We start from the raw sequence: 12,902 nt of genomic DNA on the forward strand, positions 1-12,902 counted from the left end.
ACTGCCATCAGGAATTTTTCTATGTCCAGCACCGCCCACGTCAGCCCCGACGACATTCGCAAAGGTTTCTCCAGGGCCATGTCCGACATGTACCGCGATGAAGTGCCGCTTTATGGCGCGCTGCTGGAGCTGGTGGCCGAGACCAACCGCCGCGTACTCGACAGCGACCCGGGCCTGGCGCAACAGCTGCAACGCACTGGCGAACGCCAGCGTCTGGACATGGAACGCCACGGCGCCATTCGTGTGGGCACGGCTGCCGAGCTGGCAACCCTGCGCCGGCTATTCGCGGTAATGGGCATGCAGCCGGTGGGCTACTACGATCTGACCCCGGCCGGGGTGCCGGTGCATTCCACGGCGTTTCGTGCGGTGCATGAAAGCGCGTTGCAAACCAGCCCGTTCCGCGTATTCACCTCGCTGCTGCGCCTGGAACTGATCGAAAACCCCGAGCTGCGCGCCTTCGCCGAAACCGCCCTGGCCAAACGTTCGATCTTCACCCCGGGCGCTTTGGCGCTGATCGAACACGCCGAGCAACACGGCGGCCTCAACGCCGCGCAGGCCGATGAATTCATCCGCCAGGCCCTGGAGACTTTTCGCTGGCACCACACTGCTACCGTCACCGGCGCGCAGTACCGGCAATTGAGTGACCAGCACCGCCTGATCGCCGATGTGGTGGCCTTCAAGGGCCCGCACATCAATCACCTGACCCCGCGCACCCTGGACATCGACCAGGTGCAGGCCGCGATGCCCGGCAAAGGCATCACGCCCAAGGCGGTGATCGAAGGACCGCCGCGCCGCCGCTGCCCGATCCTGCTGCGCCAGACCAGCTTCAAGGCGCTGGACGAACCCATCGCCTTCACCGATGCCCACGGCAGCCACAGCGCGCGCTTCGGCGAAATCGAACAACGCGGCGTCGCCCTCACCCCCAAGGGCCGCGCGCTGTACGACCAACTGCTGAACGCCGCGCGCGAGGAACTGGGTGCCTTTCCCAACGAGGCCAACGCCGGGCGCTACACGCAGTTGATGGCACAGCACTTCCAGGCGTTCCCCGACGATCATGGGCTGATGCGTGAACAGGGCCTGGCCTATTTTCGTTATTTCGCCACCGAGCAGGGCCTGGCAGCACGCGGCCAGGCCGACCGGCCGCACACGCTGGAGGCACTTTTGCGCGCCGGCCATGTGGCGATTGAACCCTTGGTGTATGAGGATTTTCTGCCGGTGAGTGCGGCGGGGATTTTCCAGTCGAATTTGGGGGATGCGGCGCAGAGTCACTATGCGGCGAACTCGAACCAGGCCGAGTTCGAGCAGGCGCTGGGGTGCAGGACAATCGATGAATTGCAGTTGTATGCACAGACGCAGCAGCGTTCCATCGACGCCTGCACCCAGGCATTGCTGTAGGAGCAAGCGTGCTCCTACAGCCGTTGGCATTCAGCTCAGGCGGCCGCTGATCTCGTCCTTGATCAACAGGCGTTTCTTCTTGAGCTTCTCTACATCCTCATCGTTGGCACTGGCTTTTTCCGCCTCCAGCACGTCCTTGTCGGCGGCGTCATAGCGAGTGAGCAGCGCGTCCAGCCGTTTATCGTTCGCCCTGTGTTTGTGAACGTCGTCCTTGCTCATCCCCAGGTCCTGATACAGGTCGTGTTTAACTGGCATGGCCTACCTCCGCACGTTGATCAATGGCTTACGCCTTTGAAACTAGCCCATTCCTGACGCGCTTGTCATGTTTCAAGCCCATCGGTTCCGTTCGTCGCGGCGCGAAGGATGGGATCAAACCTTTGCGCTGAGCTGCCCTCCACTGTAGATCGCCACCCAAGGGAGACCGGTTCATGAATCACGCTGCCACCGCTGTCGACACCCAATGCATCAACACCCTCCGCACCCTGGCCATGGACGCTGTGCAGAAGGCCAACTCCGGCCATCCGGGCACGCCCATGGGCCTGGCGCCGGTGGGGTATACGCTGTGGAGTCGATTCCTGCGCTATCACCCCGAGCACCCGGACTGGCCCAACCGCGACCGCTTTGTGCTGTCGGTGGGCCATGCGTCGATGCTGCTGTATTCGCTGTTGCACCTGGCCGGTGTGGTCGAGATCGACGCCCACGGCAAGCGCAGCGGCCAGCCGGCAATCAGCCTGGACGATATCAAGCAGTTCCGGCAGATGAGTTCCAAAACCCCAGGGCACCCCGAGTACCGCATGACCACTGGCGTGGAGACCACCACCGGCCCGCTCGGCCAGGGCTGCGCCAACAGCGTCGGCATGGCGATGGCCGAGCGCTGGCTGGCCAAGCGCTTCAACCGCGACGGTCAGGTGCTGTTCGATTACAACGTCTACACCCTGTGCGGCGACGGCGACATGATGGAAGGCATCAGCAGCGAAGCCGCGTCGATGGCCGGCCACTTGAAGCTGGATAACCTGTGCTGGATCTACGACAACAACACCATCAGCATCGAAGGCCACACGGAACTGGCGTTCAGCGAAGACGTGATCAAACGCTTCCAGGCCTATGGCTGGCACACCCTGCACGTCACCGATGCCAATGATTTGCAGGCATTGAGCGACGCATTGACCACCTTCCAGGCCAACACCGGCGCGCCGACCCTTATTGTGGTGGACAGCGTGATCGGCTACGGCTCGCCGCACAAACACAACACCGCAGCGGCCCACGGCGAGCCGTTGGGTGACGACGAAATTCGCCTGACCAAGGCGGCCTACGGCTGGCCGGAAGATTCCAGCTTCCTGGTGCCCGAAGTCGCGCGTACGGTATTGCGTGACGCGCTGCAAGAGCGTGCCGAGCCTTTGTTTGCGCAGTGGAACCAGACCCTGTCGCGCCTCGACCCGCAACTGGCCGATGAACTGCAGCGCATGCGCGCCGGCGAAATGCCCGCGCAGTGGCAGGCGCAACTGCCCGACTATGCGGCCGACGCCAAGGGCGTGGCCAGCCGCGCCGCCGGTGGCGAGGTGCTGAACGCCTTCGCCCAGCAGATTCCCTGGCTGCTCGGCGGTTCGGCGGATTTGTCGCCTTCGACCAAGACCAACCTCACCTTCGACGGCGCCGGGCGTTTCAGCGCCGATGACTATAGCGGGCGCAACCTGCACTTCGGCATCCGCGAACACGCCATGGGCGCGATTGCCAACGGTATGGCGCTGTCCTACCTGCGGCCGTACACCTCGACCTTCCTGGTGTTCAGCGACTACATGAAACCGCCGATCCGCCTGGCGGCGATCATGGAACTGCCGGTGGTGTTCGTGTTTACCCATGACTCGATCGGCGTGGGCGAAGACGGCCCCACTCACCAGCCCATCGAGCACCTGACCCAACTGCGCGCCACACCGGGACTGCTGACCCTGCGCCCGGGCGATGCAAATGAAACCCTGGAAGTGTGGAAAGTGGCGCTGGCGCAAACCCATCGGCCCAGTTGTGTGGTGCTCTCGCGCCAGCCGCTGCCGACCCTGGACCGTACGAAGTACGCAGCCGCCAGCGGCGCGGCCAAGGGTGCCTATGTGCTGGCGGGTGCCGAGCAACCTCAAGTGCTGCTGTTGGCGACGGGCAGTGAAGTGAGCCTGGCGGTGGCGGCGTATGAACAGCTCAAGGGTGAAGGGATTGCCGCGCAGGTCGTCTCGATGCCCAGTTGGGAACTGTTCGAAGACCAGGACCAGGCCTACCGCGACAGCGTCTTGCCGCCCGCGGTGAAAGCCCGCGTGGTGGTGGAACAGGCCGGCCCGCTGGGCTGGGACCGCTATGTCGGGCAGACCGGCGCCAAAGTGGTGATGAACAGCTTCGGCGCCTCGGCCCCACTGGCCAAACTGCAGGAGAAGTTCGGCTTCACCGTGGAAAATGTGGTCAAGCAGGCCAAGCAGCAAATCCAGCTGAATCAACACTGATCCACCTGTGGGAGGGGCTTGCTCCCGATGGCGGTGTCACAGTCAACATCTGCATTGACTGACCCACCGCTATCGGGAGCAAGCCCCCTCCCACATTGGCCGAAGGTGGCCGCACAGGTTCGGGATCACCTGAGATTTACTCAAGAAGCCCAAACACACATCCAACTGACCCAACACCCTCTCACAAGTGACCTTCCCTGGTTGTTAGACCCGCTCGCGCGCCAGAAACGGCGCGGTGCGGCTTTTCTTGCTCCTGGCGACCTTTTGCGGCGTGCCACAGGCAACCACGGTGCCGCCCTCATCGCCGGCCCCCGGCCCGATGTCGATCACCCAGTCGCTCTGGGCCACTACGCGCATTTCATGCTCCACCACAACCACCGTGTGCCCTGCGTCCACCAGTTGATTGAGCTGGCTGAGCAAGCGGTCGACGTCGCGGGGATGCAATCCGGTGGTCGGCTCGTCGAGCACATACAAGGTCGCGCCCCGGGCATTGCGTTGCAGCTCGGTGGCGAGCTTGATGCGTTGCGCTTCGCCACCGGACAGCTCGGTCGCCGGCTGACCCAGGCGCAAGTAGCCCAAACCGATATCGCGCAGCACCTGCAGTGAACGCAGCACAGCAGGTTGCTCGGCGAACACCTCGACCGCCTGTTCCACCGTCAGCCCCAGCACCTGGGCGATGCTCAGGCCTTGCCATTTGATCGCCAGGGTCTCGGGGTTGTAGCGCGCACCGTGACAGGTCGGGCATGGCGCGTACACGCTGGGCATGAACAGCAACTCAACGCTGACAAACCCTTCACCCTCGCACTGCGGGCAACGGCCCTTGGCGACGTTGAACGAGAACTGTCCCGCGTCATAACCGTGCTTCGTGGCCGCCGGCGTGGCGGCAAACAGTTTGCGCACGTTGTCGAACAGCCCGGTGTAGGTTGCCAGATTGGAACGCGGCGTACGGCCGATGGGTTTCTGGTCCACCTGCACCAGCCGACGGATATGCTCGAGCCCGGAGCGGATGTGCCCGCCACTGGTTTGCGGGGCGTCGTCCTCCAGGCTGGGTTCTTCGTCATTGACCACCCGGCTGCCGAGGCCGCTGCCCACCAGGTCCAGCAGCGCCTGGCTGACCAGGCTGGATTTGCCCGAGCCGGAAATACCGGTCACCGCCGTGAAACAGCCCAACGGGAAATCCACCTTCACGTCATTGAGGTTGTTGCGCGTCACCCCTTCCAGCTGCAACCACTGGGCGGGCTCACGGCGCGTCGAGGGCAACGCCTGCCCTTCGGCAAACAGGTACGCGCGGGTCTGCGAAGCCTGCACGTGCGCCAGCCCGGCCGGCGGGCCGCTGTACAGCACTTGCCCGCCGTGTTCGCCGGCGGCCGGGCCCACGTCGATCAGCCAGTCGGCGCGGCGCATGGTTTCCAGGTCATGCTCCACCACGAACAGCGAATTGCCGGCGGCTTTCAGGCGCTCGAGCGCGGTGAACAGCGCCTCGCCATCGGCCGGGTGCAGGCCCGCCGAGGGCTCGTCCAGCACATAGATCACGCCGAACAACTGCGAGCCCAATTGCGTGGCCAGGCGCAAACGCTGCAACTCGCCGGACGACAGGGTCGGCGTGCTGCGCTCCAGGGACAGGTAACCCAGGCCCAGGTCGATCAAGGTGCTGACCCGTTCGAGCAGGTCCTGGGCGATGCGTTGCGCGGCCAGGCGTTTCTCCACCGACAACTTCATGCGGTCCTGCCCTGCCGCCACCGGGCGCAACAGTTCGGCCAGTTGCGAAAGAGACAGCTGCGACAACTCGCCGATATCCACCCCGGCAAATTTCACCGACAGCGCCGCACGCGTCAGGCGCTTGCCCTCGCACAGCGGGCAGGCGCTGCCTTGCATGAACTGCGACACGCGCTTTTTCATCAGCGCGCTTTGGGTGTGACTGAAGGTGTGCAGGATATAGCGCCGCGCACCGCTGAATGTGCCCTGGTAACTCGGCTCCAGCTTGCGCTTCAACGCGTCGCGGGTCTGCGCCGGGGTGAAGCCGGCGTACACCGGCACCGTCGGGGTTTCTTCGGTGAAGAGGATCCAGTCACGCTGCTTTTTCGGCAGGTCGCGCCAGGGGATATCGACGTCATAGCCCAGGGTCACGAGGATGTCGCGCAGGTTCTGGCCCTGCCACGCCAACGGCCAGGCGGCCACCGCACGCTGGCGGATCGTCAATGAGGGATCGGGCACCATCAGCGCCTCGGTCACCTCATACACGCGGCCCAGGCCATGGCACTCCGGGCAGGCGCCCTGGGGCAGGTTCGGCGAAAAGTCCTCGGCATACAGCATCGCCTGGCCCGGCGGGTAGCTGCCGGCGCGCGAATACAGCATGCGGATCAGGCTCGACAAGGTGGTCACACTGCCCACCGAGGAACGCGCGCTCGGCGTGCCGCGCTGTTGTTGCAGGGCCACGGCCGGCGGCAGGCCTTCGATGGAATCCACGTCCGGCACGCCGACCTGATCGATCAGGCGCCGCGCATAAGGCGCCACCGACTCGAAATAACGGCGCTGGGCCTCGGCATACACCGTGGAAAACGCCAGTGACGACTTGCCGGAACCTGACACGCCGGTAAACACCACCAGGGCATCCCGTGGAATATCCACGTCGACGTTGCGCAGGTTGTGTTCGCGGGCGCCGCGTACCCGGACGAAACCTGGGCGTTGGACGGAGATCGGGGGAATGCTGCGCGGTGAAGTCATTGGCAACCTTGTCGTGCGGTAAGCATGCTGCGCACCCGTAGCGTGAGGGCTTCGGGGCTGTAGGGCTTGCTCAGCAGATGAATGTCGGGGCTCAGCAGGTGGTTGCTGGAGAGAATGTCGCGGGTGTGGCCGGAGGTGAACAGCACCGGCACCGGCGGCTGTTGCTGGCGAGCCCAGTCGGCCAGGTCGGTACTTTTGACCCGGCCCGGCATCACCACGTCGGTAAAGATCAGTTCCGGTTGCAGGCCGGTTTGCAGCTTTTGCATGGCCTGGTCGCCGTCGTCGGCGGTGAGCACGGTGTAGCCCGACTGTTCGAGCACTTCCACCACGGTGAGGCGCACGCCTTCGTTATCCTCGACCACCAGGATGGTTTCCTGGCCGCCGACAGTCTCCACGGGCTCATCCACCGACTCCCCGCATTCCTCACCAAGGCTGCGCGGGAAATACAACTGCACCACGGTGCCCTTGCCTTCGGCGCTGCACACGTCGACATGCCCGCCGCTTTGGCGCACAAAGCCGAACACCATGCTCAAGCCCAGCCCGGTGCCGTGGCCGTCGCGCTTGGTGGTGAAGAACGGTTCGAACACCTTGGCCTGGATCGCCGGTGACATGCCCACCCCGGTGTCGCTCACCGACAGGCGCACGTACTCGCCGGGGCTGATGCTTTTGCCCACGCAATCCTTGGGATTGAGGATGATGTTTTCGCCACTGATGCGAATCACGCCTTCGCCTTTCATGGCGTCCCGCGCGTTGATCGCCAGATTGAGCAGGGCATTTTCCAGCTGGTTGCGGTCGACGTGAATGCGCCACGGGTCGCGCGGCAGTTGCACATCGATATGGATGGTTTCACCCAGCGCACGCTGCAACAGCTCGCCGAGGCTTTCATAAATGCGCAAAGGGTTGTACACCGCCGGCGACAGCGGCTGACGACGGGCAAACGCGAGCAATTGCGAGGACAGCTTGGCGCCCCGCTCCACGGCGGCGATGGCCGCCGTGACGCGGCGCTGTACCTGAGGGTTATCCGGCTCATGCCGGGCCAGCAGGTGCAGGTTGCCGGCGATCACTTGCAGCAGATTGTTAAAGTCGTGGGCCACGCCGCCGGTCAGGCCGCCGATGGCTTCGAGTTTCTGCGACTGGCGCAACTGTTCCTCGGCGGTCGAACGCGCCTGCACTTCGGCGGCGACGCGCTGCTCAAGGTTGTGGGTGAGCTCCTGGCGCACCCGCTCGGACTTCACCAGTTCGGTGGTCTCCACCACAATCGCCAACACCCCGGCCGGTTGCTGGTTGTCGCCGGCAACCGGGCTGTAATAAAGGTCGAGCCACAGGGTTTCGGGCCTGCCGTGACGCGACAGCACCAGTTCCTTGTTGTTGAACGACAGGGTGCCGCCGGCCAGGCAGGTGTCCACCACATGCCGGTTGAACTCGGCCACTTCCGGCCAGCCCTGCTCCACCGGCGTGCCTAGCAGGTAGGGATGGCGCCCGCCGGCGAACACCGAATAGCTGTCGTTGTAGATCATGTAACCCGCCCGCCCCCACAGCATCACCATCGGCACGGGAGATGCGAGCATCATCTGCACCGTGCAAGCCAGACTGGTCGACCATTCGTCGAGCGGCCCCAGGTCGGTGTTCGACCAGTCGAACGCGCGAATGCGTTGGGCCATTTCACCGGCCCAGCCTTCACAGTCATGGGGGTTGGATAAAAATTGCATGGTTGGGCTCTGCACAAAGAGGACGTTTGCAAGGTTTGGAGCATGCCAGTTGTAGATGGTTTCATCCGGACTTATTTAGGGCGCAAACACTATGCAATCAACGGCTTCAATGGAAATCCCGGCTGCGCACATGGATGCCGTCCAGCAGCGGCGTGAGGTCGGTGAGACGCCCGGCGATCAGGTGCCGCACTTCGCCCACCGCCTCCCAGCGCCCATCCACCTTGAGCAGGCGCGAACCCACCAGGGCCTGGCGCTGGCGCTCGGCGAGGTCGCGCCAGACCACCACATTGAGGTTGCCGAATTCATCTTCCAGGGTGACGAAGGTCACGCCGCTGGCAGTGCCGGGCCTTTGCCGCCCCGTGACCAGCCCCGCCACACTGACGTTGCGCCCATGCTCCACCGTCGCCAGCTCGCGGGAACTGCGACAACGCCGCTTGCGCAACTCCGCGCGCAGCAAGGCCAGCGGGTGCGGGCCCAGGGTGGTGCCGAGGGTGGCGTAGTCGGCGTACAGGTCTTCGCCCAACGTTGGCGCGGGCAATGCCACCGGGGTTGCGTCGGCGCCGGGCAGGCCGGCAAACAGCCCCAGCTGTTTATGCACCCCGGCCACGTCCCAGCGCGCCTGGTGCCGGTTGCCGGCCAGCGCACGTAATGCACCGGCATCGGCCAGCAGGGCCTGGGCACGCGAATCCAGCCCGGCCCGCTCGTCGAGGTCGGCAATGTCGCCGAACACACGACGCCCGCGCGCGGCCTCGATGCGCCGCGCGTCGTCTTCGCGAAACCCCGAGATCATGCGCAGCCCCAGGCGAATCGCCGGTTGCTGGCCGTCGATGGGCTCCAGGCTGCAATCCCAGTCACTGGCGAGCACGTCCACCGGGCGGATCTGCAGGCGATGGCGGCGTGCGTCCTGCAGGATCTGGTCCGGGCTGTAGAAACCCATAGGCCAGCTGTTGATCAGCGCACAGGCGAACGCCGCCGGCTCATGGCACTTGAGCCAGCAACTGGCGTAGGTCAGCAGGGCAAAGCTGGCCGCGTGGGATTCGGGAAAACCATAGCTGCCAAAGCCCTTGATCTGCTCGAAGATCTGCGCGGCAAAGGCTTCGGTGTAGCCGTTCTTCATCATGCCGGTGCGCAGGCGTTCCTGATGGGGCTCCAGCCCGCCATGGCGTTTCCAGGCAGCCATGGAACGGCGCAACTGGTCGGCCTCGCCGGGGCTGTAGTCGGCGGCGACCATGGCGATCTGCATCACCTGTTCCTGGAACAGCGGGATGCCCAGAGTGCGTTCCAGCACCTCTTCTAAGGCAGGCGACGGATAAGTCGTGGGTTCTTCTTTATTACGCCGACGCAGATACGGATGCACCATGCCGCCCTGAATCGGCCCGGGCCGTACGATGGCGACTTCAATCACCAGGTCGTAAAACGTCTGCGGCTTGAGCCTGGGCAACATCGACATCTGCGCCCGCGACTCGATCTGGAACACACCGATGGTGTCGGCCTTGCTGATCATCGCGTAGGTGGCCGGGTCTTCCTTGGGGATCGACGCCAGCGTCAGGTCCCGGTTGCGGTGGCGGCGCAGCAGGTCGAAGCAGCGACGGATCGCGCTGAGCATGCCCAGGGCGAGGATATCCACCTTGAGCAGGCCCACGGCGTCGAGGTCGTCCTTGTCCCACTGGATGATGGTGCGCTCGGCCATGGCCGCGTTTTCCACCGGCACCAGGGTGTCCAGCGGATGTTCGGAAATCACGAAGCCGCCGGGGTGCTGGGACAGGTGCCGGGGAAAGCCGATCAACTGTTGGGTCAGCGTGAGCACCCGGCGCAGGATCGGGCTGTCCGGGTCGAAGCCGCTTTCACGCAGGCGTGCCAGCGGTGGCGCATCATCACTCCAGCGCCCGCAGCACTCGGCCAGCGCGTTGATCTGGTCGGCGGGCAAGCCCAGGGCCTTGGCCACATCGCGCACTGCGCCGGCCGCGTGATAACTGCTGACCACCGCCGTCAACGCCGCGCGGGCACGCCCGTAGCGTTGGAACACGTATTGCAGCACCTCCTCGCGGCGTTCGTGCTCGAAGTCGACGTCTATGTCCGGCGGTTCGTTGCGCTCCCTGGACAGGAAGCGCTCGAACAGCAGCCGGGTCAGGCTCGGGTCGATTTCGGTGATGCCCAGGGCAAAGCACACCGCCGAATTGGCCGCGGAGCCGCGCCCCTGGCACAGGATCGAACGGCTGCGGGCGAAACGTACGATGTCGTGCACCGTGAGGAAGTAGCTTTCGTAGCCCAGCTCGCTGATCAGCGCCAGCTCGATGTTGATCTGCTCCAGGGTGCCGGCCTCGACGCCCTGGGGCCAGCGCCGGGCAATGCCTTCTTCGGTGAGGGTACGCAGCCAGCTCTTGGCGCTGTGGCCGTCGGGCACCAGCTCGCGCGGATAGTGGTAGCGCAACTGGCCGAGGTCGAAGGTGCAGCGGCGGGCGATGGCCAGGGTTTCGTCGAGCAAGGCCTGGGGGTACAGCGCGGCCAGGACCTCGCGGCTGCGCAGGTGGCGTTCGCCATTGGGGTGCAGGCGCGTGCCGGCTTCGGCCACCGGTACGTGATGGCGGATGGCGGTCATGGTGTCTTGCAGGGCCCGGCGACCGCGCGCATGCATGTGCACATCGCCACAGGCCACCGCCGGGATGTGCAGGCTGGCGGCCAGTTGCAGGCGCTGCTCCAGATGGCGCGCATCGTCCTGGCCGCAGTGCAGGTGCACCGCCAGCCACAGGCCGTCGACGAAGGTGCGGCGCAGCCATTGGATATCGGCCTGGGTATTGCCGTCTTCGGCCACCCACAGCGCCAGCAGGCCGGAAAACGGTGTGTCGAAGTCCTCCCGCAGCAGGCGATAACCGCCCTTTTCGGCACGCCGCCGGGCCAGGGTGATCAGCCGGCACAGGTGCTGGTAACCGATGAGGTCCTGCACCAGCAACACCAGTCTCGGGCCGTTTTCGATGCGCATCTCGCTGCCGATGATCAGCGGCACCTCCACCGCCTTCGCCGCCTGCCAGGCCCGCACGATGCCCGACAAGGTGCACTCATCGGTGATCGCCAGCGCGCGGTAACCCTGTTGTTTGGCACGCTCGAACAACTCCAGCGCACTCGAGGCGCCGCGCTGGAAGCTGAAGTTGGACAGGCAGTGCAGTTCGGCGTAGTTCATGCAAACCAGCCTTGCAGCCATAACCCGTCGCTTTGCCCCACGCTGCGGTAGGCCCAGCCCTGCTGACCGGCGCGGGTCTGGATCAGGTAGTAGTCGCGGCGGATGTCGGCGCCGTCCCACCAGCCGGATTCGATGCGTTCCGGGCCCATCAGAATCTGCACCCCCTGCTCGGCCAGCAGGGTTGGTTCGCGCAGCAGCCAGCCGGGGCGTTGCACCTTGTTCAGGGGTGGGCAGGGGTGTTTGTCGACCACCGCCTGCCAGGCACATTCGGGGCGGTGATCGGCATGAAAACGCAGGCCCTGCACCGCCTCATCCCCCAGGCGCGCGCGCAGGCGTTCGCGCAACTGTTCCCACGGCAGGGTTTGTTGCGGGCGGTCGTCGAACAGGTCCTGGCGCTGGGGCACGAACAACGGCAGGTCCTCGGCCACCAGGCGAAAGCCGCGTACCGGCGCGGTAACCTGCACCTGCTCAAGCCGCCCGCGAGCCAGCTCGAACAGCATCGCCGGTTCGCGCTCGGCGCTGAGCAGGCCGACCTTGATCACGCTGTCCGGCGCCTGGGCGTGTTCCAGGTGCAGGTCGAACCGTTGCACGCCGCTGTCGCGACCGCAGAGGAAGGCTGATAGATCGCCGGTCAGGCGGCGCAAGGGAAACAGCAGCGCCTGGTGGGAGTGCACGTCGAAATTCAATTCGATACGCGCATCGAACTGGTCCGGCGGCTGATAGAAGGCCAGGGCCAGGGGGCGCTGCCCGGTCAATGTATCCAGGTGCTGCAGCAGCCCGGCGTCAAAGCGCCGCGCCAGGGTATGCCGGGGCAGCGCCTGCACCTGGGCCAGCGTGCGCAGGCCCATGCGCGACAAGGCGGTGGCGGCCTGCGGGTTCAGGCCTGCACGGTCGATGGGCAGCGGCGCCAGGGCGTGCAGCAAGGCGCTGTCATCGGCCACGGCCAGGCCATCGTAGAGGTTCGCCAGCACCCGCGCCGCCGCCGGGTTGGGGGCGGCGACGATGCGGTGGCGAAACCCCAGTTCGGTGAGTTCCTTGCGCAAGCGCGCCTCGAACTGCGGCCAGGGCCCGAACAGGCCCAGGCTCGACTCGATCTCGAACAGCAGCGCACGCGGATAAAACACACTGACCTGGGAACTGAAACGGTAGGCCCAGGCCGCGAGAAACTGTTGCCAGTGTTCGATTTGAACCGGGTCGTACTCGGCGCTGGCAAAGGTTTTGCTCAGCGCATGGGCGGCCGTCAGCGACTGACCGGGGCGCAAGCCCAAGGCGCGCGCGGCGGCATTGGCCGTTTGCACGACGCGGCGCTGCGGCGTGCCCGCCAGCAGCACCAGCGGTTGGTCCGGCTCGGGATGCAGACGCTGCACCCCGTCCAGCGCCAATTGCGGGAAGACAATACACACCCAGCGCATG

7 protein-coding genes are annotated in these 12,902 nt (G+C 65.2%); 2 read left to right on the top strand and 5 right to left on the bottom strand.

All coding sequences use genetic code 11. From position 1 onward, the window contains the following. The first annotated feature begins 21 nt into the window (after nt 1-21). Nucleotides 22-1,395 carry a VOC family protein gene (locus tag JOE32_RS07180; protein ID WP_209982717.1) on the top strand — a complete coding sequence of 458 codons (1,374 nt, stop codon included), beginning with the start codon at nt 22-24 and terminating at the stop codon, nt 1,393-1,395. Between the two features lie 30 nt (nt 1,396-1,425). Here JOE32_RS07180 and JOE32_RS07185 read toward each other — a convergent pair whose 3' ends face one another. Further along, nucleotides 1,426-1,650 carry a DUF465 domain-containing protein gene (locus JOE32_RS07185; protein WP_209982719.1) on the bottom strand — a complete coding sequence of 75 codons (225 nt, stop codon included), beginning with the start codon at nt 1,648-1,650 and terminating at the stop codon, nt 1,426-1,428. A 173-nt stretch (nt 1,651-1,823) separates the two neighbouring features. Between JOE32_RS07185 and tkt the strand changes: the two genes are divergently transcribed. After that, on the top strand, nt 1,824-3,878 hold the full coding sequence (gene tkt, locus JOE32_RS07190) for a transketolase (RefSeq protein WP_209982721.1): 2,055 nt from the start codon (nt 1,824-1,826) through the stop codon (nt 3,876-3,878). 204 nt (nt 3,879-4,082) lie between these two features. On the opposite strand, the gene uvrA is transcribed toward tkt, so the two are convergent. The 4 genes from uvrA to JOE32_RS07210 form a co-directional block, all read right to left on the bottom strand. Then, the gene (uvrA, locus tag JOE32_RS07195) at nt 4,083-6,602 is read right to left on the bottom strand and encodes an excinuclease ABC subunit UvrA (protein ID WP_209982723.1); all 2,520 of its coding nucleotides are present in this window, start codon (nt 6,600-6,602) and stop codon (nt 4,083-4,085) included. Next, nucleotides 6,599-8,311: an ATP-binding protein gene (locus JOE32_RS07200; protein ID WP_209982725.1), complete on the bottom strand. Its 1,713-nt coding sequence runs from the start codon at nt 8,309-8,311 to the stop codon at nt 6,599-6,601. The genes uvrA and JOE32_RS07200 overlap by 4 nt, the downstream gene beginning before the upstream one ends. 106 nt (nt 8,312-8,417) lie before the next feature. Further along, nucleotides 8,418-11,510 (bottom strand): error-prone DNA polymerase, encoded by a 3,093-nt coding sequence (locus JOE32_RS07205; protein ID WP_209982727.1) that lies wholly within the window; start codon nt 11,508-11,510, stop codon nt 8,418-8,420. After that, nucleotides 11,486-12,901: a DNA polymerase Y family protein gene (locus JOE32_RS07210; RefSeq protein WP_209982729.1), complete on the bottom strand. Its 1,416-nt coding sequence runs from the start codon at nt 12,899-12,901 to the stop codon at nt 11,486-11,488. Before JOE32_RS07210 ends, JOE32_RS07205 begins: the two co-directional genes overlap by 25 nt. Between the last annotated feature and the right edge of the window lies 1 nt (nt 12,902).

It is taken from the genome of Pseudomonas sp. PvP025 (assembly GCF_017832155.1).
Taxonomy (GTDB): domain Bacteria; phylum Pseudomonadota; class Gammaproteobacteria; order Pseudomonadales; family Pseudomonadaceae; genus Aquipseudomonas.